Origin of the sequence: Burkholderia sp. AU33545, from assembly GCF_020419685.1 — a bacterium.
In the GTDB taxonomy this organism is placed as follows: domain Bacteria; phylum Pseudomonadota; class Gammaproteobacteria; order Burkholderiales; family Burkholderiaceae; genus Burkholderia; species Burkholderia diffusa.
In genome coordinates this window covers 267354-291238 of record NZ_JAIZRQ010000006.1, presented here as the reverse complement: position 1 = coordinate 291238, position 23885 = coordinate 267354, and the positions used below count along the sequence as shown (strand labels likewise).

The 23885-nt window shown below is 65.8% G+C and carries 21 protein-coding genes; 9 read left to right on the top strand and 12 right to left on the bottom strand.

Translation table 11 applies throughout. From position 1 onward, the window contains the following. Positions 1 to 215: 215 nt before the first annotated feature. Entirely contained in the window at positions 216 to 1196 is a 981-nt protein-coding gene (gene ispH / locus LGM71_RS21495; RefSeq protein ID WP_226116320.1) for a 4-hydroxy-3-methylbut-2-enyl diphosphate reductase, read from the bottom strand. Positions 1197 to 1198: 2 nt separating this feature from the next. Further along, entirely contained in the window at positions 1199 to 1654 is a 456-nt protein-coding gene (locus LGM71_RS21490) for an FKBP-type peptidyl-prolyl cis-trans isomerase (protein WP_059468284.1), read from the bottom strand. 135 nt (positions 1655 to 1789) lie between these two features. Between LGM71_RS21490 and radC the strand changes: the two genes are divergently transcribed. The 4 genes from radC (at position 1790) to nadB (ending at position 4993) form a co-directional block, all read left to right on the top strand. Further along, positions 1790 to 2569: a RadC family protein gene (radC, locus tag LGM71_RS21485; RefSeq protein ID WP_226116318.1), complete on the top strand. Its 780-nt coding sequence runs from the start codon at positions 1790 to 1792 to the stop codon at positions 2567 to 2569. A 238-nt stretch (positions 2570 to 2807) separates the two neighbouring features. Continuing rightward, positions 2808 to 3041 carry a 50S ribosomal protein L28 gene (rpmB, locus tag LGM71_RS21480; RefSeq protein WP_004186391.1) on the top strand — a complete coding sequence of 78 codons (234 nt, stop codon included), beginning with the start codon at positions 2808 to 2810 and terminating at the stop codon, positions 3039 to 3041. Positions 3042 to 3058: 17 nt separating this feature from the next. After that, on the top strand, positions 3059 to 3226 hold the full coding sequence (gene rpmG, locus LGM71_RS21475; protein WP_006478046.1) for a 50S ribosomal protein L33: 168 nt from the start codon (positions 3059 to 3061) through the stop codon (positions 3224 to 3226). A 180-nt stretch (positions 3227 to 3406) separates the two neighbouring features. Further along, positions 3407 to 4993 carry an L-aspartate oxidase gene (nadB, locus tag LGM71_RS21470; RefSeq protein WP_059603954.1) on the top strand — a complete coding sequence of 529 codons (1587 nt, stop codon included), beginning with the start codon at positions 3407 to 3409 and terminating at the stop codon, positions 4991 to 4993. Positions 4994 to 5082: 89 nt separating this feature from the next. Here nadB and nadC read toward each other — a convergent pair whose 3' ends face one another. The 6 genes from nadC to purN all read right to left on the bottom strand — a co-directional run bounded on the left by nadC (position 5083) and on the right by purN (position 12176). Further along, positions 5083 to 5964, bottom strand: coding sequence for a carboxylating nicotinate-nucleotide diphosphorylase (gene nadC / locus LGM71_RS21465; RefSeq protein WP_226116316.1), 882 nt, complete (start codon positions 5962 to 5964; stop codon positions 5083 to 5085). Continuing rightward, positions 5961 to 7097, bottom strand: coding sequence for a quinolinate synthase NadA (gene nadA / locus LGM71_RS21460; protein WP_059511738.1), 1137 nt, complete (start codon positions 7095 to 7097; stop codon positions 5961 to 5963). Before nadA ends, nadC begins: the two co-directional genes overlap by 4 nt. A gap of 355 nt (positions 7098 to 7452) precedes the next feature. Beyond that, on the bottom strand, positions 7453 to 8649 hold the full coding sequence (locus LGM71_RS21455; protein ID WP_059468287.1) for an acyl-CoA desaturase: 1197 nt from the start codon (positions 8647 to 8649) through the stop codon (positions 7453 to 7455). Positions 8650 to 8859: 210 nt separating this feature from the next. Continuing rightward, complete coding sequence (locus tag LGM71_RS21450) at positions 8860 to 10236, bottom strand: mechanosensitive ion channel family protein (RefSeq protein WP_124621680.1); 1377 nt, start codon at positions 10234 to 10236, stop codon at positions 8860 to 8862. Between the two features lie 18 nt (positions 10237 to 10254). After that, a complete protein-coding gene (locus tag LGM71_RS21445; protein WP_124621548.1) occupies positions 10255 to 11517 on the bottom strand; it encodes an RsmB/NOP family class I SAM-dependent RNA methyltransferase in 1263 nt (420 codons plus the stop codon). Next, a complete protein-coding gene (gene purN / locus LGM71_RS21440) occupies positions 11514 to 12176 on the bottom strand; it encodes a phosphoribosylglycinamide formyltransferase (protein WP_226116315.1) in 663 nt (220 codons plus the stop codon). The genes LGM71_RS21445 and purN overlap by 4 nt, the downstream gene beginning before the upstream one ends. A 123-nt stretch (positions 12177 to 12299) precedes the next feature. Between purN and LGM71_RS21435 the strand changes: the two genes are divergently transcribed. From LGM71_RS21435 to dut, 5 genes are all read left to right on the top strand, one after another. Further along, positions 12300 to 13292, top strand: a complete 993-nt coding sequence (locus LGM71_RS21435; RefSeq protein WP_059603965.1) for a bifunctional riboflavin kinase/FAD synthetase — start codon at positions 12300 to 12302, stop codon at positions 13290 to 13292. 102 nt (positions 13293 to 13394) lie between these two features. After that, the gene (ileS, locus tag LGM71_RS21430; protein ID WP_124621546.1) at positions 13395 to 16232 is read left to right on the top strand and encodes an isoleucine--tRNA ligase; all 2838 of its coding nucleotides are present in this window, start codon (positions 13395 to 13397) and stop codon (positions 16230 to 16232) included. A 2-nt stretch (positions 16233 to 16234) separates the two neighbouring features. Then, positions 16235 to 16735: a signal peptidase II gene (gene lspA, locus LGM71_RS21425; RefSeq protein ID WP_226116313.1), complete on the top strand. Its 501-nt coding sequence runs from the start codon at positions 16235 to 16237 to the stop codon at positions 16733 to 16735. Positions 16736 to 16802: 67 nt separating this feature from the next. Beyond that, positions 16803 to 18014 carry a bifunctional phosphopantothenoylcysteine decarboxylase/phosphopantothenate--cysteine ligase CoaBC gene (gene coaBC / locus LGM71_RS21420; RefSeq protein WP_151048328.1) on the top strand — a complete coding sequence of 404 codons (1212 nt, stop codon included), beginning with the start codon at positions 16803 to 16805 and terminating at the stop codon, positions 18012 to 18014. Between the two features lie 55 nt (positions 18015 to 18069). Next, a complete protein-coding gene (gene dut / locus LGM71_RS21415; RefSeq protein WP_226116310.1) occupies positions 18070 to 18516 on the top strand; it encodes a dUTP diphosphatase in 447 nt (148 codons plus the stop codon). Positions 18517 to 18570: 54 nt separating this feature from the next. Here the strand turns inward: dut and LGM71_RS21410 are convergent, their stop codons facing one another. The 4 genes from LGM71_RS21410 to clpS form a co-directional block, all read right to left on the bottom strand. After that, positions 18571 to 19341 carry a hypothetical protein gene (locus tag LGM71_RS21410; protein ID WP_124621542.1) on the bottom strand — a complete coding sequence of 257 codons (771 nt, stop codon included), beginning with the start codon at positions 19339 to 19341 and terminating at the stop codon, positions 18571 to 18573. Between the two features lie 157 nt (positions 19342 to 19498). Continuing rightward, entirely contained in the window at positions 19499 to 20878 is a 1380-nt protein-coding gene (locus LGM71_RS21405; protein WP_226116308.1) for an amino acid permease, read from the bottom strand. 103 nt (positions 20879 to 20981) lie between these two features. After that, complete coding sequence (gene clpA / locus LGM71_RS21400; protein WP_124621538.1) at positions 20982 to 23282, bottom strand: ATP-dependent Clp protease ATP-binding subunit ClpA; 2301 nt, start codon at positions 23280 to 23282, stop codon at positions 20982 to 20984. Beyond that, positions 23279 to 23593 (bottom strand): ATP-dependent Clp protease adapter ClpS, encoded by a 315-nt coding sequence (gene clpS / locus LGM71_RS21395; protein WP_006398529.1) that lies wholly within the window; start codon positions 23591 to 23593, stop codon positions 23279 to 23281. Before clpS ends, clpA begins: the two co-directional genes overlap by 4 nt. Positions 23594 to 23885: the final 292 nt, after the last annotated feature.

The window sequence follows — 23885 nt, the reverse complement described above, 5'->3', positions numbered from 1 at the left end:
AAACGGGCGCATTGTAACTCCATTTATAGGACGCCAATAATCCTGATTCGATGGGGTTTTCCTGCATTGCAACCAATTTTGAGAGACGGTTCAGCGCGGCGATAGCAACCGGGTTGCACCATTGATGTGAATAATGGTTGCGATCTCGTTTTCGCAACGCAAAAAAAAGCGCGCCAAACGGCGCGCTTCGGGGTATCGCGGGTGCGATGCGGCAATCAGGCGGCAGGCGGCAGGTTCAGCCCGCGCGGCAGCGGAAACGACACGTTTTCCTCGATGCCTTCGAGTGCACGGACGTTGCGCACACCCAACTCGCGCAGCCGCGCGATCACGGCCTGGGCGAGCACTTCCGGCGCCGATGCCCCGGCCGTCACGCCGATGCGGCGCTTGCCGGCGACCCATGCCGGATCGATCTGGTCCGGTGCGTCGACCATGTACGCGGCCACGCCACGCTTCTCGGCCACTTCACGCAGCCGGCTCGAATTCGAGCTGTTCGGGCTGCCGACGACGATCACGACGTCGCACTGCGGCGCCATGAACTTCACCGCATCCTGGCGGTTCTGCGTCGCGTAGCAGATGTCCTGTTTCTTCGGTTCGCGAATCTTCGGATACTTCGCCTTCAGCGCGCCGATGATCTCGGCGGCGTCGTCGACGGACAGCGTCGTCTGCGTGACGAGTGCGATGCGCTCGGGATCGGCGAGCTCGAGCTTCTGCACGTCCTCGACGCTTTCGACGAGATGCATGCCGCGCTCGACCTGCCCCATCGTGCCTTCGACTTCCGGGTGGCCCTTGTGGCCGATCATCACGATGTCGACACCGTCCTGGCGCATCTTCGCCACTTCGACGTGCACCTTCGTGACGAGCGGGCACGTTGCATCGTAAATGCGCAACCCGCGCACGTCCGCCTCGTCGCGCACGGCCTTCGACACGCCGTGCGCGCTGAAGATCACGGTGTTGCCGGCCGGCACTTCCTCGAGTTCCTCGACGAAGATCGCGCCTTTCTTCTTCAGATCCTCGACCACGTACTTGTTGTGGACCATCTCGTGACGGACGTAGATCGGCGCACCGTGCATCGCGATCGCGCGCTCGACGATCTCGATCGCACGATCGACGCCCGCGCAGAAGCCACGCGGCTGGGCCAGCAGGATTTCGGCATCGGCGGCGACGGTCTGCCCGGACAGCGTATCGGTGGTGCTCATGATTACAGGATTCCGATGATTTTCACTTCGAACGTGAGCGCTTGGCCCGCGAGCGGATGATTGAAGTCGAACAGCGCCGAGGTTTCGCTGACTTCCTTCAGCACCCCTGCATAGCGGCCGCCGTCCGGCGCGTTGAACTCGATCAGGTCGCCCGGCGTGAAATCGTCGCCGACCATCCCGTTCTCCCGCAGCGTCGACAGCGTCACGCGCTGGAGCATGTCGGGATTGCGGGGACCGAACCCCTGCTCGGGCGTTAGCTGATAAGTCGAATGGTCGCCCACCCTGAGCCCGATCAGAATCTGTTCCAGCGAGGGCGCCAGTTGCCCCGCGCCGAGCAGCAGCGTGGCGGGCTTGTCGGAGAAGGTGTTGACGATGTCGGCGCCGTCGGCCAACGCAAGCCGGTAATGCAGCGTGACATGGGAACCGGGCTTCACTTCGGATAGGTCGATGATGCTCATGAATGACTCGTGTTCGTCGGCGCCCGAACTGGCCGAAAGGCCCGGCGCAAAGCCAATATTGTAAGTCACCTGAGCGCGCAAGGCTGAAAGTGCGACGACATCGCGCCCGCGCACGCCGCCAATGGAGTCTGGATCATGCCGTCACCCTGTCTCACCGCCCCGGCGACCGAATGTCGCGACATCGCCGATGCGCCCGTCGCTCCGGCCCGCCGCATCGACGCAGCCACGCCGTCGCGCACGCGCCGCACGCGAAACTGGAAACCCCATCTGCCGCGCGAGCGGTTGCTGGAACGCGGGCCGGCCGCGCTGACCGACGCGGAGCTGATCGCGCTGCTGCTCGGCACGGGCGGCGGCGGCCACGACGTGTTCGCCAGCGCCCGCGCGCTGCTCGCACGTTTCGGCGATTCGCTGCGCAACATGCTCGACGCGGAGCCCGGCGCGTTCGCCATGCACCCCGGCATTGGCCCCGCTCGCTCGGCGGTACTGATCGCGGTGACCGAGATCGTTCAGCGCGCGCTGGCCGAGAAAGCCCGCGAGCGGATGCAGATCGGCTCGCCAGGCGCGGTCGAGGACTATCTGCGGCTCAGGATCGGCACGCGTCCGCACGAAGTATTCGTCACGCTGTACCTGGACGCCCGTCACGGCCTCATCGACGTGGAAGAGAGCGCACGCGGCTCGCTGACACGGATGGTCGTCTATCCGCGCGAGATCGTGCGGCGCGCGCTCATGCTGAATGCCGCCGCGCTGATCATCGCGCACAATCACCCGTCCGGCGCGGTGCAGCCCAGCGCGGAAGATCGCCGCCTGACGCGCATGCTGCACGAAGCGCTCACGCTCGTCGACGCGAAGCTGCTCGATCACGTCGTCGTCGGCACCGACGATACATTTTCGTTCGCACGCGCCGGTTGGCTGTAGACTGTGGCCCGGCGACCCGCCCCGGGGTCTCCGCAACGACGAAGCGAAATTGGGTTTGATTTTTCTGAACTTTTTCTGCTAGAATCGTCGTCTGTCTTTTTTCCAACCAGTTCTAGCCATCGAAGGGCCTTGTCTGTAAAGGCTTCGGCGTTCTGAGTGCAGCCATGGATCACGTGGCGGTACGATGGAACCTTCATCGGCGATCGAACCCCGAATTTAGCGTATTAGGAGTGCTCTCATGGCACGCGTATGCCAAGTAACTGGGAAAGCGCCGATGAGCGGCAACAACGTTTCCCACGCCAACAACAAGACGAAGCGCCGCTTCCTCCCGAACCTGCAAAACCGCCGGTTCTGGGTGGAGAGCGAAAACCGCTGGGTGCGCCTGCGCGTCTCGAACGCCGGCCTGCGCCTGATCGACAAGAACGGCATCGATTCCGTGCTCGCTGACCTGCGCGCACGCGGCGAAGCCTAAGCCCAAGGAGCACAATCATGGCAAAAGGCGCACGCGACAAGATCAAGCTGGAGTCGACCGCTGGTACGGGTCACTTCTACACGACCACGAAGAACAAGCGCAACATGCCGGAAAAGATGGCGATCAAGAAGTTCGATCCCGTCGTCCGCAAGCATGTGGAATACAAAGAAACCAAGATCAAGTAATCTCCGGTTTCTGCCAGCCTGACGGCGACCAAAAAGCCCCGCACATGCGGGGCTTTTTGTTTTGCGCGCACGCGTGGGGTTTTGCGCGCACGCGCGAGCCCGACGCGGTATGCTCTCCTCTTTCCCCGGCCACGGCCGACGGAACGCACAAGAGCTAAAGCGTAACGATGGAGATGCAGCATGAAATTCGACGTGGCGATCGTCGGCAGCGGCCTGGCAGGGCTGTCGGTCGCACTCAACCTGGCCAGCACGCGACGTGTCGCGCTGATCGCTAAACGTTCGATGATGGAGGGGGCAAGCGATCACGCGCAAGGCGGCATTGCGGCCGTCCTCGATTCGGCGGACAGCATCGAGAACCACGTCGACGACACGCTGGTCGCCGGCGGCGGGCTGTGCGACGAAGGCGCGACGCGCTACATCGTCGAGCACGGCCGCGAAGCGATCGAATGGCTGATTTCGCAGGGCGTGCCGTTCACGAAGGACGATGCGGCCGAACTCGGCTTCCATCTGACGCGCGAAGGCGGCCATAGTCACCGCCGAATCATCCACGCGGCCGACGCAACCGGCCATGCGGTGCTCGCGACGCTGTCCGACCGCGCGCGCCAGCATCCGAACATCACGTTCTTCGAAAACCACCATGCGATCGACCTGATCACGTCGGACCGGCTCGGACTGCCCGGCCGCCGCTGTCACGGGCTGTATGCGCTCGACGTCGACAACGATCGCACGATCACGATCGAGGCACCGCACACGGTACTCGCGACCGGCGGCGCCGGCAAAGTCTACCTGTACACGACGAACCCCGACACCGCGACCGGCGACGGCATCGCGATGGCGTGGCGCGCGGGCTGCCGCGTGTCGAACATGGAATTCATCCAGTTCCACCCGACCTGCCTGTTCCATCCGTACGCGAAATCGTTCCTGATTTCGGAAGCCGTGCGCGGCGAAGGCGGCCTGCTGAAACTGCCGGATGGCACGCGCTTCATGCCCGCGCACGATCCGCGCGCGGAACTCGCGCCGCGCGACATCGTCGCGCGCGCGATCGACTTCGAGATCAAGAAGCGCGGGATCGACTGCGTGTATCTCGACATCAGCCATCAGCCGGAAGCATTCCTGCGCGAACACTTCCCGACGATCCACGCGCGCTGCCTCGAATTCGGCATCGACATCGCGAAGCAGCCGATTCCGGTCGTGCCGGCCGCGCACTACACGTGCGGCGGCGTCGTCACCGACCTCGCGGGACGCACCGATCTCGCGGGCCTGTATGCGGTCGGCGAGACGTCGTACACGGGGCTGCACGGCGCGAACCGGCTCGCGAGCAATTCGCTGCTCGAATGCCTCGTGATCGGCCGCGCGGCGGCCGAGGCAATCGAGGCCGCCGGCTTCGACGCCGAAACGCCGGGCACGCTGCCCGCATGGGACGAAAGCCGCGTGTCGGATGCGGACGAGGAAGTCGTCGTCGCGCACAACTGGGACGAACTGCGCCGGCTGATGTGGAACTACGTCGGCATCGTGCGCACCGACAAGCGTCTCGAGCGCGCGAAGCATCGTTTGTCGCTGCTGCGCGACGAGATCCACGAGTACTACGCAAACTTCCGCGTGACGCGCGACCTGCTCGAACTGCGCAATCTCGTCGACGTCGCGACACTGATCGTGAAGAGCGCGTACTCGCGCCGCGAAAGCCGCGGGCTTCACTACAGCCGCGACTGGCCGCACACGCTGCCGAAGGCGCTGCCGAGCGTGCTCACGCCCCGCTCGCGCCGCTGAGCGGCAGACCCTTCCGGCTTGAGGCCCACAAAAAAGCCGCTGGCGTTTGCGCGCCAGCGGCTTTTTTCATCAAACGGACTATCGCACGGTCAGTCGACGATCCGCATCGAATAGTCGGTCGCGCGCACGTCCTTCGTCAGCGCGCCGATCGAGATGCGGTCGACGCCCGTCTCCGCGAACGTGCGCACCGTATCGAAATTGACACCGCCCGACACTTCGAGCACGGCCTTGCCAGTCGCGACACGCACCGCTTCGCGCATCATGTCGAGCGTGAAGTTGTCAAGCAGCACCGATTGCGCGCCATGCGCGAGCGCCGTGTCGAGCTGCGCGAGCGTCTCGACCTCGACCTGCACCGGCACGCCTGAATCGAGGGCGAACGCCGCATCGAGCGCTTCGCCGACGCCGCCGGCTGCCGCAATGTGGTTTTCCTTGATCAGGATGCCGTCGTACAGCGCGAGACGCTGGTTCTCGCCGCCGCCGACCCGCACCGCGTACTTCTGCGCGAGCCGCAGGCCCGGCAGCGTCTTGCGCGTATCGAGGATCTTCGCGCGCGTGCCTTCGACGCGATCGACGTAACGACGCGTTGCGGTCGCGACGCCCGACAGCAGTTGCAGGAAGTTCAGCCCGTTGCGCTCGGCCGTCAACAGCGCGCGCGCCGGTCCTTCGAGTTCGCAGACCGTCGAATCCGGCGTCATCCGGTCGCCTTCGCGATACCGCCACTGCACGACAATCGACGGATCGATGCGCGAGATGACGGCCTCGAACCACGGCACGCCGCACAACACCGCTTCCTCACGCACGATGATGCGCGCACGGCGCCGCTCCCCGGCCGGCACGAGTCGCCCGGTCTGGTCACCGGTGCCGACGTCTTCGGCGATCGCATCGGCGACGTTGCGTGCGATCGCTTCGTCGAATGCCGCGCCGTATTGTGCGCGCACGGCTTCGAACAGTGGAGAAACTGCGCCGTTCATGCAGCCCCCACGTTCGCGAACAGTTGCTGATCGCGCTGCAGATCGCCGCTCGCCTGCACGCGCTTCTTGTGCGCCGCTGCGAAATCGAGCATCCGGTCGATCGGCAGACGCGCGCGCGCGCCGATCGCGGGATCGACGAAGATCTCGTTGTGACCGCGCTCGAGCACGTCGGCGAGGTTCGCGAGACCGTTCATCGCCATCCACGGGCAATGGGCGCAGCTCTTGCAGGTCGCGCTGTTGCCGGCCGTCGGCGCGGCGATGAAGGTCTTGCCGGGCGCCGCGAGCTGCATCTTGTGCAGGATGCCGAGGTCGGTCGCGACGATGAAGTGCGTCGCGTCGAACTTCACGGCTGCGTCGATCAGTTGCGTCGTCGAGCCGACGACGTCCGCCTGCGCGACGACGTTTTCCGGCGACTCGGGATGCACGAGCACCTTCGCGTCCGGATACTCGGCGCGCAGCAGGTCGAGCTCGATGCCCTTGAATTCGTCGTGGACGAGGCACGAACCCTGCCACAACAGCATGTCCGCGCCGGTTTTCTTCTGGATGTAGCTGCCGAGATGGCGATCGGGTGCCCAGATGATCTTCTCGCCCCGTGCGTGCAGGTCAGCGACGATCTCGAGGCCGATCGACGACGTGACCATCCAGTCGGCGCGCGCCTTCACGGCGGCGCTGGTGTTTGCATAGACGACGACGGTGCGATCGGGATGCGCATCGCAGAACGCGGAGAATTCGTCGACCGGGCAACCGAGATCGAGCGAGCAGGTCGCGTCGAGATCGGGCATCAGTACGCGTTTCCCGGGGCTCAGGATCTTGGCGGTTTCGCCCATGAAGCGCACGCCGGCGACGACGAGCGTCTGTGCGTCGTGGTCGCGGCCGAAGCGGGCCATTTCAAGCGAATCGGCGACGCAGCCGCCGGTTTCGTCGGCCAGTTCCTGCAGCTCGGCGTCCACGTAGTAGTGAGCGACGAGCACGGCCTTTTCACGTGCGAGCAGCGCCTTGATGCGCGCCTTCAGGGCGGCGCGTTCTTCGGCCGACGGTGCATCGGGCACCTTGGCCCACGCTTGCCCGACGCCACAGACGGTTCCTGCCGAGACCGGCCGGTCGTACTCGACGGATTTGATCGTCGATTGCATCTCCATATCTCCTGTCGGCCCGAGTTAGTGCTTCAGCACTTACTCGGGTCCCATGCTTCGCGGTCGGCCCGAGTAAGTCCTTCAGCACTTACTCGGGTCCCATGCTTCGCGGTCGGCCCGAGTAAGTCCTTCAGCACTTACTCGGGCCCCATGCTTCGCGGTCGGTCCGAGTCAGCGCTTCAGCGCGCACTCCAGCCCCATCCTCTACGCTATCACCCGGAGCGCCACGTCGCCGCGCCCCAAGCCTCACACGAATTCCGGCACTTCCGGTCGCCCTTCGAAAACCAGCCGCCCAAATGAAAAAACCCCGCCAACGCGGGGTTTGTGACGTCCTGAGATTCTAATCGATTTCGAATCAGGCGTAGCGGCGCAGGCGCGTCGCGAATTCCTGCAGCGCCTTGATGCCGCTTTGTTCCGCGCGATGGCACCAATCCTGCAATTGCGCGAGCAGCTGTTCGCGCGAGGCGGTCGAACGATCCCAGATCGCGGCCAGATCCTGGCGCAGCTGGAAGTACGTATGCAGCTTCTGGCTGTTCGCGAAAATCTCCGGCAGCAGCTTCTTCTGCGGCTCGTCGAGGCCGTCGGCATCCTTGTGGAACCACTTGCGCGCGCCACGCATCAGCTGGTACTTCTCGCTCGAACCGAGTTCCTTCAGGTGCGCGAGCTCCTGGCGGTACGCACGCTTCACGGCCTTGCCGTAGCGCGCCATCACTTCGTAGCGGTTCGACAGCACGGCCTGCAGCGTTTCCTGGTCGAGCACCGTCTTCGGCTTGTTCAGACGCGGGGTCGGGGCGACCTTCTTCACCTTCGCGAGGCCGAATGCCGACATGATGCGGATATACATCCAGCCGATATCGAACTCGTACCACTTGTTCGACAGCTTCGCCGACGTCGCGAACGTGTGGTGGTTGTTGTGCAGTTCTTCGCCGCCGATCACGATGCCCCACGGGAACAGGTTCGTGCTCGCGTCGGCCGAGTTGAAGTTGCGGTAGCCCCAGAAGTGGCCGAACCCGTTCACGACACCCGCGGCCCAGAACGGAATCCAGACCATCTGCACGGCCCACACGGTCAGGCCGAGCACGCCGAACAGCGCGACGTCGATCACCATCATCAGGCTCACGCCAAGGATCGGGTACTTCGAGTACAGATTGCGCTCGATCCAGTCATTCGGCGTGCCGTGGCTGAACTTGCGCATCGTTTCTTCGTTCTTCGCTTCCGCGCGATACAGCTCGGCGCCTTCGAGGAACACCTTCCAGATGCCGCGCGTCTGCGGGCTGTGCGGATCTTCCTCGGTTTCGCATTTCGCGTGGTGCTTGCGATGGATCGCGGCCCACTGGCCCGTCAGCATGCCCGTCGTCATCCACAGCCAGACACGGAAGAAGTGGCTCGCGATCGGGTGCAGCTCCAGCGCGCGGTGCGCCTGGCAGCGGTGCAGGTAGACCGTCACGCCGATGATCGTGACGTGCGTGACGGCGAGCGCGAACAGCGCGACCTGCCACCACGAAAAGCGCAGGAGCCCGTGGGAAAGAAAATCGAGCAGGGAATTCAACAAGGCAGTTACCTGTGGTGAGAGCGACGCCGACGCAGGCCGACGTCATAAAAATGAAAGCATACCGCGTGTAGACCGGAATTTTACTTCAACCGTTCCAAGTCTTTGTAAAAAATGAATATTTTCTTGTCTTGACGCAACGCGGACAGTCCATCGGCGGACCGGGAAAGCCCCGCGCTCCGGTTCTGACCGCCCGATTTGCCCGATTCGCGCCTAGGCCGCCGACGCCCGCCCGTCCCCCGCGCCGTTGACCGCCGCCACGGGCACGCCCTCGGCCACCACGCCGGTCGCGGCAAACCCGTCGGGCAGGCCGACCACGCGCACTTCGCGCTGCGGGAACGGAATCGAGATTCCGTGCTCGCCGAAAAGCCGCCAGATGTTGCGGTTCACGGACGAACGCACGCCCGACGTGCCTTTCGCCGAATCCTCGATCCAGAAACCGAGCTCCAGATCGATCCCGTCCGCGCCGAAGCTGACCAGGTACGCGGTCGGCGCCGGCTCCGCGAGCACGCGCGGCACGCCGTTCGCGGCTTCCGCGAGCACCGAGAGCGCCTGCTCGACGTCGCTGGTATAGGCGACCTGCACGGCGACCTTCGCATAGCCGCGCGTCAGGTACGACGACTGGTTCTGCACGACGTCGGTGATCAGTTTCTCGTTCGGGATCAGCGTCTCGTTGCCGTCGAGGCCGCGCACGACCGTATAACGCGTGCGAATCTGCGTGACGACGCCCTGCAGCCCGCCGACGCTGATCGCGTCGCCGAGCCGCAACGAGCGGTCGAGCAGGATGATGAAGCCCGACACGTAATTGCTGGCGATCTTCTGCAGCCCGAAGCCAAGGCCGACGCCCACCGCGCCGCCGAACACGCCGAGCACCGTCACGTCGATGCCGACGAGCGACAGCCCGATCAGGATCGCCGCGAACACGAGCAGCGCGCGGCCGACCCGTGACAGCACGACCTTCAGGTTCGCGTCGAGCGTGGAGGCGCGCGCGAGACGCTCCTCGAACACGGAGCCGAGCCACATCGCGACCATCAGCGTCACGCACACCCACAGCGCGCCGGAAATCACCGACAGCAGCGTCAGGTGCGCATTCGCGACGCGGAACTGCACGCTGTCGAGCCACGCGATCACGTCGCGCTGGATCCCCAGCACCGTGAGCACCATCGCCGCCCAGACGATCACCGACACGATCTTCTCGACGATCGACAGCCACGCATGCGTGTGGCCGTCACGGGCAAACACGCGCCGCGCGAAGAAGAACAGTACGTAGATCAACCCGATGCCGAACAGCGGCACGAGCGCGAGCGACAACAGCGACGTCGACATGAACGGGTCGAACCCAAGCTGCGCGGCCAGCACGAACAGGCCGCCGAACAGCGGGAACAGCGCGCGCTTCAGGCTTTGCGCACCGGCGCCCGGCGTCCGGCCGGCCGCGCGCCGGCGCGCGTCGATGCGGCCGTGCACGAAGCGCGCGGCAACCCACGCGAAACACAGCGCGCCGACGAGGATCGCTGCCTGCCAGATCATCACGGGCTGGTTGAAGTCGCGGATCACCGACGCGAGCCGGTGCGACAGCAGGCGGTTCTGCATCATCCGTGGGTCCTGCCGTTACTGCGCGCGCCGTTCAAGGACCGCGGCGAAGAAGCCGTCGGTCGCATGGCGGTGCGGCCACAGCGACAGGTAGTCGCCGGTCTCGAGCGCGATGCGCTGGTCGGCCAGCACCTTCTGCGCGGGCACCAGCACGAAGTCCGGATGATCGGCCAGGAACTGCTCGACGATCGCTTCGTTCTCCGCGTCGAGCACGCTGCAGGTCGCGTACACGAGCCGGCCGCCCTTCTTCACGAGACGCGCGGCGCTCGCGAGGATCGACGCCTGCTTCGGCGTGAGTTCCTCGATCGACGTGCGCGTCTGGCGCCACTTGAGGTCGGGGTTGCGGCGCAGCGTGCCGAGACCGCTGCACGGCGCGTCGACCAGCACGCGGTCGATCTTGCCGGCGAGCCGCTTGATTTTCGCGTCGTGCTCGCTGTCGATCAGCACCGGATTCACGTTCGATAGCCCGCTGCGCGCGAGGCGCGGCTTCAGCTTCGTGAGGCGCTTTTCCGACACGTCGAACGCATACAGGCGCCCGGTCGAGCGCATCATCGCGCCGAGCGCGAGCGTCTTGCCGCCGGCGCCCGCGCAGAAATCGACGACCATCTCGCCGCGTCGCGGCGCGACCAGCGAGCACAGCAGCTGGCTGCCCTCGTCCTGCACCTCGATCTGACCTTCCTCGAACAGCTTCAGGCGCGTGAGCGCCGGCTTGCCGACGACGCGCACGCCGTGCGGCGCAAACGGCGTCTCGCCCGCGTCGATGCCGTTCGCGCGCAGCGCGTCGATCACCTGATCGCGCGTCGCCTTCTGTGCGTTGGCGCGCAGGTCCAGCGGCGCCGGGTAGTTCAGCGCCGCGGCGAGCTGCGCGAGTTCCTCGGCATCGAAACGGGCCGACAGCGCCTGGTAGATCCAGTCCGGCAGGTTCGTGCGCACGCGCACCGGCAGGCTCGCCGGATCGATCTTCGACACGTGCTCGAGCCACGCGGCCTCGGTGTCGGACACGAACGGCTTCAGCGCATTGCGGCCGAGCGTCTGCATCAGGCCGAGCAGCGTCAGGCGCCGCGCGGGGCTGCCCGTGCCACTCTCGGCCAGGTGCGAAAACTCCATCTTCCGGCGCAGCACCGCGAACACCGCCTCGGCGATCACGCCGCGCTCGGCGTGGCCGAGCTTCGGGTGCGCGCGGAAGAACCGGCTCGTGGTCGCGTCGGCGGGGCCGGTGAACTTCAGCACCTCGGCCAGCAAGGTCTCGGTCTGGCCAATCAGGAATCCGTGCAGCTTCATACGCCCTCGCTCGTTTCGGTATGCGGTTGATCCGCGAAAATCCAGCGCGCCTCATCCGGCGGCACCACTGCCCGGCCGTTCTCGAGGCGCAGGCGCCCCTCGACGAACCAGCGCACGGCACGCGGATACAGCTCGTGCTCGACCGTCAGCACGCGCTGCGCGAGCGCGGCCGCGTCGTCGCCCGCGCGCACGGGCACCGCGCCCTGCGCGACGATCGCGCCGCTGTCGAGCTCGGGAATCACGAAATGCACGCTCGCGCCATGCAGCGCAACGCCGGCATCCAGCGCCTGCTGGTGCGTGTGGATGCCCTTGAAGCTCGGCAGCAACGACGGATGGATGTTCAGCAGCCGGCCCTCGTATCGTCTGACGAAATCAGGCGTGAGGATGCGCATGAAGCCGGCGAGCACGACGAGATCGGGCGCGAAACGGTCGATCTCGGCGGCGAGCGCCGCGTCGAAGCTGTCGCGGCCGTCGAACGAGCGATGGTCGACCACCGCGGTCGCCACCCCGTGCGACGCGGCAAAAGCCAGGCCGGCCGCGTCGGGCCGGTTGGCGATCACGGCAGCGACCTCGGCCGGCCAGCGTTCCTGCGCGCACGCGCGGACGATGGCCTCCATGTTGCTGCCGCGACCGGAAATCAGGATCACGAGTTTTTTCATCCGCGAATTTTACCATTCGCCCCCGCGTTTCCCCCCTTCTCGGCCGCCGGGCCGCCCGAACGTTTATAATCTTCTGCTTTGCGGCATCCCACCGCCCATTCCCCGACCGCTGCATCCGCTATCGTGAAAGTCTTCCGCGGCCTGCCCAACGCCGAGAGCCGTGCCCCGTGCGCGCTGACGATCGGCAACTTCGACGGTGTCCATCGCGGCCACCAGGCCCTGCTCGCGCGCGTGCGCGCGGCAGCGGACGCGCGCGGCCTGCCCGTGTGCGTGATGACGTTCGAGCCGCACCCGCGCGAATTCTTCAATCCGGCCGGCGCGCCGCCGCGCATCGCGATGCTGCGCGACAAGCTCGAGGCGCTGCGCGATCACGGTGTCGACCGCGTCGTCGTCGAGCACTTCAACCACACCTTCGCGAGCCAGTCGCCGCAGGCGTTCGTCGAACGCACGCTGGTGAACGGGCTGCACACGCGCTGGATGATGGTCGGCGACGATTTCTGCTACGGCGCGAAGCGCGCGGGCACCTTCGACACGCTGAAGGCGGCCGGCGAACAGTACGGCTTCGAGGTCGAGCAGATGGGCACGGTCGCCGGCAGCGACGGCACGCGCATCTCGAGCTCGGGCGTGCGCGCCGCGCTCGCCGCGGGCGATCTCGGCGCGGCTGCGCAGGCGCTGGGCCACGGCTATGCGATCAGCGGCCACGTCGCGCACGGGCTGAAGCTCGGCCGCGACCTCGGTTTCCCGACGCTGAACCTGCCGATCGCGCACAAGCGGCCGGCGCTCGCGGGCATCTTCGTCGTGCAGGTGCACGGCCTCGGCCCCGACCCGCTGCCGGGCGTCGCGAGCCTCGGGCTGCGCCCGACCGTCGACGATTCCGGCCGCGTGCTGCTCGAAGTCCACCTGCTCGACTGGCACGGCGACGCGTACGGCAAGCTGATCCGCGTTGAATTCCTGAAGAAGCTGCGTGACGAGGCGAAGTACGACGATCTCGAGGCGCTGTCGCGCGCGATCGCACTGGACGTCGCGAACGCGCGTGCGTACTTCATCGAGCGCGACCGTGCGCCGGGCAGCCGCGCGACCGGCTTCTCGACGTCGGCAACCGACCGAATTAGCTGATCCGGACGGCGGCGCCTGGCGCCGCACCCTCGCGCCGCCCACTCGCGCGCATCCCCGATTCACGACGCCCGAGCGTCCCCCGATTTAGATAGCGATCCCATCATGAGCAACAAGAAAGCCGATTCGAAACCGCAGGCCAAGTATCCGGTCAACCTGCTCGACACGCCGTTCCCGATGCGCGGCGACCTGCCCAAGCGCGAGCCGCAGTGGGTCAAGGAATGGGAAGAGCGCGGCATCTACGAGAAGATCCGCGCGGCCAGCCAGGGCCGGCCGAAGTTCATCCTGCACGACGGCCCCCCGTATGCGAACGGCGACATCCACCTCGGTCACGCGGTCAACAAGATCCTGAAGGACATCGTCGTCAAGTCGCGCAACATGGCCGGCTTCGACGCACCGTACGTGCCGGGCTGGGATTGCCACGGGATGCCGATCGAGATCCAGATCGAAAAGCAGTTCGGCAAGTCGCTGCCCGCGGCCGAAGTGATGAGCAAGGCGCGCGCGTACGCGACCGAGCAGATCGAGAAGCAGAAGGTCGGCTTCAAGCGCCTCGGCGTGCTCGGCGACTGGGCGAATCCGTACAAGACGATGAACTTCGTCAACGAGGCGGAAGAGATCCGCGCGCTCGGCAAGATCATCGAGAAGGGCTATGTGTATCGCGGGCTGAAGCCGGTGAACTGGTGCTTCGACTGCGGCTCGGCACTCGCCGAGGCGGAGGTCGAGTACAAGGACCGCACCGACCCGACGATCGACGTGATGTTCGCATTCGCGGAACCGGAAAAGACCGCGCAGGCGTTCGGCCTGCCGGCGCTGCCGCGCGCCGAGGGCGGCATCGTGATCTGGACCACCACGCCGTGGACGATCCCCGCCAACCAGGCGCTGAACCTCCATCCGGAAATCGTCTATGCGCTGGTCGACACCGAGCGCGGGCTGCTGATCATCGCGCAAGAACGCGTCGAAGCCTGCATGACCGAGTTCAAGCTGACCGGCCGCGTCGTCGCGACCACCCCCGGCGTGAAGCTCGCGAACCTGCGCTTCCACCACCCGCTCGCATCGGCCCACCCCGGCTACAAGCGCACCGCGCCCGTCTACCTCGGCGACTACGTGACGACCGACACGGGTACCGGCGTCGTGCACTCGTCGCCCGCGTATGGCATCGAGGACTTCCAGTCGTGCAAGGCGCACGGGATGACCGACTCGGACATCATCAACCCGGTGATGGGCGACGGCCGCTACATCGAATCGCTGCCGCTGTTCGGCGGCCTGTCGATCTGGGACGCGAACCCGAAGATCGTCGATGCGCTGAACGCGGCCGGCTCGCTGCTGCGCAGCGAGAAGTACACGCACAGCTACATGCACTGCTGGCGCCACAAGACGCCGATCATCTACCGCGCGACGTCGCAGTGGTTCGCCGGCATGGACGTCACCCCGCGCGACGACGGCAAGACGCTGCGCGAAACCGCGCTCGAGGGCATCGAGGCGACCGCGTTCTACCCGTCGTGGGGCAAGCAGCGCCTGTTCAGCATGATCGCGAACCGTCCCGACTGGACACTGTCGCGCCAGCGCCAGTGGGGCGTGCCGATGGCGTTCTTCGTGCACAAGGAAACCGGCGAGCTGCACCCGCGCACGCTGGAGCTGCTCGAGGAAGTCGCGAAACGTGTCGAGCAGTCGGGCATCGAGGCGTGGCAGACGCTCGACCCGCGCGAGCTGATCGGCGACGACGCGAACCTGTACGAAAAGAACCGCGACACGCTCGACGTGTGGTTCGATTCCGGCACGACGCACTGGCACGTGCTGCGCGGCTCGCACAAGGATCAGCTGCAGTTCCCGGCCGACCTGTACCTCGAAGGCTCCGACCAGCACCGCGGCTGGTTCCACTCGTCGCTGCTGACCGCGTCGATGATCGACGGTCGCGCGCCGTACAAGGGCCTGCTCACGCACGGCTTCACGGTCGACGGCGAAGGCCGCAAGATGAGCAAGTCGCTCGGCAACGGCATCGACCCGCATGAAGTCGCGAACCGTCTCGGCGCGGAAATCATCCGCCTGTGGATCGCGTCGACCGACTATTCGGGCGAGCTCGCGATCTCCGAGGAAATCCTGAAGCGCGTGACGGAAGGCTATCGCCGCATCCGCAACACGCTGCGCTTCCTGCTCGCGAACCTGTCGGACTTCGACTATGCGCAGCACGCGGTGCCGGTCGACGAATGGCTCGAGATCGACCGCTACGCGGTCGCGTTCTCCGCGCAACTGCAGACGGAACTGCTCGGCCACTACGAGAAGTACGAGTTCCACCCGGTCGTCGCGAAGCTGCAGACGTACTGCTCGGAAGACCTCGGCGGCTTCTACCTCGACGTGCTGAAGGATCGCCTGTACACGAGCGCGGCCGATTCGCGCGCACGCCGCTCCGCGCAGACCGCGCTGTACCACCTCACGCACGGCCTGCTGCGCGTGCTCGCGCCGTTCCTGTCGTTCACGGCGGAAGAAGCGTGGAAGGTGTTCCAGCCGGCCAGCGACACCGTATTCACGGAAACCTACTACGCGTATCCGGAAGTTGCCGGCTCGGCCGCGCTGATCGAGAAGTGGGCGCTGCTGCGCGACGTACGCGGCAACGTGACGAAGGCGCTCGAGGAGGCACGCACCGCGAACCGCATCGGTTCGTCGCTGCAGGCGGAAGTGGCCGTGCATGCGAGCGGCGCGCGCTACGACGCACTCGCGAGCCTCGGCGAAGACCTGAAGTTCGTGCTGATCACGTCGGCGGCAACAGTCGTGAAGGTCGACGACGAAGCGCAGGAAAGCGTCGACGTTGCGGCGTCGAAGTACCAGAAGTGCGAACGCTGCTGGCACTATCGCGAGGACGTCGGCGCGCACGCCGATCATCCGACGCTGTGCGGCCGCTGCTTCTCGAACCTGTTTGAAAACGGCGAAACCCGGAGCGCTGCTTGAATATGGCGAAGACTGTGTCGAAACCGGCCAGCGGCGCGCTCGCGCCCTGGCTCGGCATTTCGCTGATCGTGATCCTGTTCGATCAGCTGTCGAAGATCGCGATCCTGAAAACGTTCGCGTACGGCGCGCAGCATGCGCTGACGTCGTTCTTCAACCTCGTGCTGGTGTACAACCGCGGCGCCGCGTTCGGCTTCCTGTCGACCGCGAGCGGCTGGCAGCGCTGGGCGTTCACCGCGCTCGGCATCAGCGCCACGCTCGTGATCTGCTTCCTGCTGCGCCGTCACGGCCAGCAGCGGCTGTTCAGCCTGTCGCTCGCGCTGATCCTCGGCGGCGCGCTCGGCAACGTGATCGACCGGCTGATCTACGGCCACGTGATCGACTTTCTCGATTTCCACGTCGGCGCCTGGCACTTCCCGGCGTTCAACCTCGCCGATTCCGCGATCACGATCGGTGCGGTGCTGCTGATCTACGACGAACTGCGTCGCGTGCGCGGCTCGCGCTGAGCGCGCATACTCGGTGTCGACGGCCGGCTTCGCGCCGGCCGTTCCGTTTGACCCTTGGAGGCCTGAGTTGGCACACGCAGAACTCGCAGGAAAACACCTCGTTCTCGGCCTGACGGGCGGCATCGCCTGCTACAAGATCGCCGAGCTCACCCGGCTGCTGACGAAGGCAGGCGCGACCGTGCAGGTCGCGATGACCGAAGCCGCGACGCAGTTCATCACGCCCGTCACGATGCAGGCGCTGTCCGGCCGGCCCGTCTACACGAGCCAGTGGGACGCACGCATCGACAACAACATGGCGCACATCGACCTGTCGCGCGAAGCCGACGCGATCGTGATCGCGCCCGCGTCGACGGATTTCCTCGCGAAGCTCGCGCACGGGTTCGCGGACGACCTGCTGTCGACGCTGTGCGTCGCGCGCGACTGCCCGCTGCTCGTCGTGCCCGCGATGAACCGCCAGATGTGGCAGAACCCGGCCACGCAGCGCAACGTCGCGCAGCTGCGCGCCGACGGCGTGTCGGTGCTCGGCCCCGATTCGGGCGCCCAGGCCTGCGGCGAAGTCGGCGACGGCCGCATGCTCGAACCCGAGGCGATTTACGAAGCGATCGTCGCGCACTTCGCGCCGAAGGTGCTCGCGCACCGGCGCGTGCTGATCACGGCCGGCCCGACGTTCGAGCCGCTCGATCCGGTGCGCGGCCTCACGAACCGCTCGAGCGGCAAGATGGGCTTCGCGCTCGCGCGCGCCGCGCAACAGGCCGGCGCCGATGTGCATCTCGTCGCGGGACCGGTCGCGCTCGACACGCCGTGGGGCGTGACCCGCCAGGACGTGCAGACGGCACAGCAGATGTACGACGCAGTGATGCAAGCGGTGTCCGACGCCGACATCTTCATCGCGGTGGCCGCAGTCGCCGACTGGCGCGTCGATCATCCGGCCGAGCACAAGATGAAGAAGACGGCCGACCGCAAGATGCCCGCGCTCGCGTTCGTCGAGAACCCGGACATCCTCGCGTCGGTCGCGGCGCTGCCCGATCCGCCGTATTGCGTCGGGTTCGCGGCCGAAAGCGGCGACCTCGACGTGCACGGCGACGAGAAGCGCAAGCGCAAGAACGTGCCGCTCCTGGTCGGCAATCTCGGCCCGCTGACGTTCGGCCGCGACGACAACGAAGTCGTGCTGTTCGAGGCGGCCGGCCTTACGCGCCTGCCGCGCGCACCGAAGGACGAACTCGCGCACGTGCTCGTCGCGGAAATCGCGAAGCGCCTGCCGGACAACCGCCTGATCTGATCACCCGCGCGGCGGCCCGCACCGCCGCGCCCTTCCCGACCGATTCGACGACCGCATGAAACTCGATCTGAAGATTCTCGACGCGCGCATGCGCGATTACCTGCCCGCCTACGCCACCAGCGGCAGCGCGGGCCTCGACCTGCGCGCGTGTCTCGACGCACCCGTCACGCTGCAGCCGGGCGAAACGACGCTCGTGCCGACAGGCCTCGCGATCCACCTCGCGGATCCCGGCTACGCGGCGCTGATCCTGCCGCGCTCGGGCCTCGGCCACAAGCACGGTATCGTGCTCGGCAACCTCGTCGGCCTGATCGATTCCGACTACCAGGGCCAGTTGATGGTCTCGACGTGGAATCGCGGCCAGACCGAATTCGTGCTGAACCCGTTCGAGCGGCTCGCGCAGCTCGTGATCGTGCCGGTCGTGCAGGCGCAGTTCAACATCGTCGACGACTTCGCGCAAAGCGATCGCGGCGAAGGCGGCTTCGGCAGCACCGGCCGACACTGAACGACACCATGCAAAAAAGGGGCCTCGCGGCCCCTTTCCTTTTTCCTTTACCGCTCACCGATCGGCCGTCTGCGCGATCCGCGCGGGCACAAGCTCGCGTCGCCGCGCCTGCGCGATGCTTGCATAGATCACCATCGCGACGAGCACGCCGAGCAGCACCGCCGACGATCCGACCGTGCCGAGCGCGAGTCCGCCCTTGGCAACCGGTTTCGTCAACAGGTCGCCGACCGTCGCCCCGAACGGCCGCGTGAGCACGAATGCGGCCCAGAACAGCAGCACGCCTGAAATGCGCGTGAAATAGTGGGCCAGAACGATCAGCGTGAGCAGCCCGCCGATCAGCAGCGCGCCGCCGCCGAAGCCGAGGCCAGAACTGTCCGCGAGGAAATCGCCGAGCGCCGTGCCGAGCGTGTTCGAGAACAGGATCGCGATCCAGTACAGCAGTTCGACCTTGCGCGTGCGGATCAGATCGACCGACAGCGATTCGCCGCTCAGGCGCCACACCGCGAAGATTGCCAGCAGGATCGCGACGAGAATCGACGAGCCGGCCGCATAGCCGAGGCCGAGTGTCCGGTCCATGAAATCGGACATCGTCGTGCCGGCCGTGCTCGTCGCGACGATCACGGCCCAGTAGATCGCCGGGCGATACTGCGTCGTTCTGAGCTGTGCGCCCAGCGTCACGAGAAAGAAACCGAACAGCAGGATCGAGCTCACCGCGTAGCCGACGTTCAGCGTCATCGACAGCAGGTCGCCGCCGGTCTCGCCAAGCGTCGTCGCGCAGATCTTCATGATCCAGAACGCGAGCGTGATTTCAGGAAGTTTGTTCATTCGAACCCCTTTTTGCAGGAAAGCGGCGAGCCGGCGCGTGCCGGCCCGCGGTGCAGACAGGATCGAATGCTAGTCTCCGCCGGCTTAACGAAACCTTAGCGAACGCGAAGAACGGTATGGCCGGCGAGCGCGGCCGTGGGCGGCCGCGCGGGCACCGTCAGCGTGCGTGTTCGTGCCGGTAGTGCAGCGCATACGCGAGCGTCAGCAGCACGACGAACACGACGCCGACCACCATCGTCATCCGGAATTCGCGCGTGAACGCGGTCGTCAGCAGGATCGCGCCGACGAGCCCGGCTCCGAGCAGGCTGCCGAACGGGTGCCCCCACATCCGGAACGGGAGCGTCGGGCCGCGATATTGCGCGCGAAAACGCAGGTGCGTGACGAAGATCATCAGCCACGTGAACAGCGCGCCGAACATCGCGATCGCCATCATCACGGTAAACGCGGTATCCGGCGACAGCGCGACCAGCACGGCCGCGACCGCGACGCCGCTGGTCGAGATCCACAGCGCCGCACGCGGCACGCCGTTGTTGCCGAGCCGGCCGAACACGGCCGGCGCGAGCCGCGCGCGCGACAGGCTGAACATCATCCGCGTCGTCACGTAGAGCTGGCTGTTCATCGCCGACAGCGCCGCGATCAGCAGCACGAAGTTGATTACGCCGGCCGCATACGGCACGTGCGTTGCGGCCATCACCTTCACGAACGGGCTCTCGTCGGTGCCGGCCTGCGTCCACGGCACGATCGCGAGCATCAGCGCGAGCGTGAGCAGGTAGAACAGAACGAGGCGGAATACCGTCGAGCGGAACGCGCGCGTGACCGCGTGCTGCGGATCGCGCGCCTCGCCGGCCGCGATCGCGACCGCCTCGATGCTCATGTAGCTGAAGATCGCGACGATCACCGCGACCCAGGTGCCCCACGGCCCCTTCGGCATGAAGCCGCCGTGCGCGGTGTAGTTCGCGAAGCCGATGCCCGATGCGGTCGGCGCCGACCACACGAAATAAGCCCCGAGCACTATGAACACGACGATCGCCGCGATCTTCAGCAGCGAGAACGCATATTCGACCGAGCCGTACAGCGTGACGCTCGCGAGATTCACCGCGATCAGCAGCGCGGAGAAGCCGATCACCCAGTACCAGCCGGGCACGGCCGGGAACCAGTACTTCATGAAGACGGCGATCGCGCTGATCTCGGTGCCGATCGCGAACACGACCGCGAACCAGTACGCATAGCGCACGAGAAAGCCCGCGAGCGGGCCGACGTAGTGCTCGGCGTACGCGCCGAACGAGCCGGCCGTCGGATGCGCGACCGTCATTTCCGCGAGCGCGCCCATCAGCAGCAGCGCGATCAGCGCGCCGATCGCGTACGAAACCAGCACGCTCGGGCCCGCGAGCCCGATCGCGAACCCGCTGCCGAGGAACAGCCCCGTGCCGATCGCGCCGCCGATCGCGATCATCGCCATCTGCCCCGACGTCAGCGCATGGCGCAACCCTTGTTCGCGCGCGACGATGTTGTCGAACGACCGTTGTTGTTGTGTCACCGCGTTACCACTCCCCTGCACCACCATCGCGCCACCGGCGCCAGATAAAACGAAACGGCGCGGAAAACTTCCCGCGCCGTTCGCATGAACAACGAATTATCGCTTACTCGACTTCGACCGTCTCTTCGTTCGGCTTGTGCGGCGGATTCGCCAGCTTGTCGAACGACAGCTGCACCTTGTCGTTTTCGTCGACGTCGACCGTCACGTGACCGCCATTGACGAGCTTGCCGAACAGCAGTTCATCGGCCAGCGCGCGACGGATCGTGTCCTGGATCAGCCGCTGCATCGGCCGCGCGCCCATCAGCGGGTCGAAGCCGTGCTTCGCGAGATGCTTGCGCAACGCGTCGGTGAAGAGCGCGTCGACCTTCTTCTCGTGCAGCTGCTCCTCGAGCTGGATCAGGAACTTGTCAACCACGCGCATGATGATTTCCTCATCGAGCGAGCGGAAGCTGATGATCGCATCCAGGCGGTTGCGGAACTCCGGCGTGAACAGGCGCTTGATGTCGGTCATCTCGTCGCCCGTTTCACGGCGCGTCGTGAAGCCGATCGTCGCCTTCTGCATCGACTCGGCGCCCGCATTCGTCGTCATGATGATGATGACGTTGCGGAAATCCGCCTTGCGACCGTTGTTGTCGGTAAGCGTGCCGTGGTCCATCACCTGCAGCAGCACGTTGAAGATGTCCGGATGCGCCTTCTCGATCTCGTCGAGCAGCAGCACGCAGTGCGGCTTCTTCGTGACGGCTTCGGTCAACAGGCCACCCTGGTCGAACCCGACGTAGCCCGGCGGCGCGCCGATCAGGCGGCTCACCGCGTGACGCTCCATGTATTCCGACATGTCGAAGCGGATCAGCTCGATGCCGAGCGTGAACGCAAGCTGGCGCGCCACTTCGGTCTTGCCGACGCCCGTCGGGCCGGAGAACAGGAACGCGCCGATCGGCTTGTCCATCTTGCCGAGACCGGCTCGCGCCATCTTGATCGACGCAGCGAGCGCGTCGATCGCCGGATCCTGGCCGAACACGACGCTCTTCAGGTCGCGATCGAGCGTCTGCAGCTTGCTGCGATCGTCCTGCGACACGCTCTGCGCCGGCACGCGCGCGATCTTCGAGATGATTTCCTCGATCTCGCTCTTGCCGATCGTCTTCTTCTGCTTCGACTTCGGCAGGATGCGCTGCGCGGCGCCCGCTTCGTCGATCACGTCGATCGCCTTGTCCGGCAGGTGACGGTCGGTGATGAAGCGTGCCGACAGCTCGGCCGCGGCCGACAGGGCACCCGACGAATACTTGACGCCGTGATGCTCCTCGAAGCGCGACTTCAGCCCGCGCAGGATCGCGACCGTCTGCTCGACGGTCGGCTCCGTCACGTCGACCTTCTGGAAGCGCCGCGACAGCGCCGCATCCTTTTCGAAGATGCCGCGATATTCGGTGAACGTGGTCGCGCCGATGCACTTGAGCGTGCCCGACGACAGCGCCGGCTTCAGCAGGTTCGATGCGTCGAGCGTGCCGCCCGAAGCGGCGCCCGCGCCGATCAGCGTGTGAATTTCGTCGATGAACAGGATCGCGTGCGGCCGTTCCTTCAGCTCCTTCAGCACCGTCTTCAGACGCTGCTCGAAGTCGCCGCGATACTTGGTGCCCGCGAGCAGCGCGCCCATGTCGAGTGAATACACCTGCGCGTTCGCGAGGATGTCCGGCACTTCGCCGCGCGTGATGCGGTAAGCGAGCCCTTCGGCGATCGCGGTCTTGCCGACGCCGGCTTCGCCGACGAGCAGCGGATTGTTCTTGCGGCGACGGCACAGCACCTGCACGACGCGCTCGACCTCCGGCTCGCGGCCGATCAGCGGATCGATGCGGCCGTCCTTCGCCATCTGGTTCAGGTTCTGCGTGAACTGCGCGAGCGGGGTTTCCTTCTGCGCGTTCGCGTCTTCGCTTTCCGCGTTCGCGTCGGTCGACTTCGCGGCTTCGCCGCCGTTCGTCTTCGCGATGCCGTGCGAAATGAAGTTCACGACGTCCAGGCGCGTGACGCCCTGCTGCTGCAGGTAATAGACGGCGTGCGAGTCCTTCTCGCCGAAGATCGCAACCAGCACGTTCGCGCCGGTGACTTCCTTCTTGCCATTCGACGTCGACTGGACGTGCATGATCGCGCGCTGGATCACGCGCTGGAAACCGAGCGTCGGCTGGGTATCGACATCGTCGGTGCCCGGGACGGTAGGTGTGTTGTCGTGGATGAAATTGCGCAGGTTCTGACGCAAGTCCTCGATGTTGGCCGCACACGCGCGCAACACCTCGGCTGCCGTCGGATTATCCAGCAGGGCCAGCAACAGATGCTCGACCGTAATGAACTCATGGCGCGCCTGGCGTGCTTCCATGAACGCCATGTGCAGGCTGACTTCCAATTCCTGGGCAATCATGCTTCCTCCATCACGCACTGCAGCGGATGCCCGGCCTGCCGCGCATGGGTAACGACTTGCTCAACCTTGGTCGACGCGATGTCCCGCGTATAGACCCCACATACCCCTCGCCCTTCACGATGGACCTTCAGCATGATCTGCGTGGCCGTCTCGCGATCCTTCTTGAAATACTCCTGTACGACCATCACGACGAACTCCATCGGCGTGAAGTCGTCGTTCAGCAGCACCACCTTGTACATCGAAGGCGGCTTGAGCTTCTGCTGCTTGCGTTCCAGGACGGTGCTGTCCTGCTTGTCCGGGATAATCGCCATACACCCATTCTAAACAACTCGGACAGGCCCGCAATCCTGCCATTACCCGACCGACCGGCCGGCGCCCTCCCTGGTTCCCGACGACTCGCGATCGTCTTCGCACCATACGAAAGCCGGCTGCGGTGCCGGCTTTCACGCGTGGCGCGGAACACGAACCGTCAGGGGGAAACCGCACGGACGTCGCATCCGCATCCAGTATCCCACAAGCCGGGACGACTCGATCGCGTGTCACTCGAGCCTGGTATATGAGCCGATTATGCGACTTTTCAAGTCCGCGCGCTCGGCGGCATGC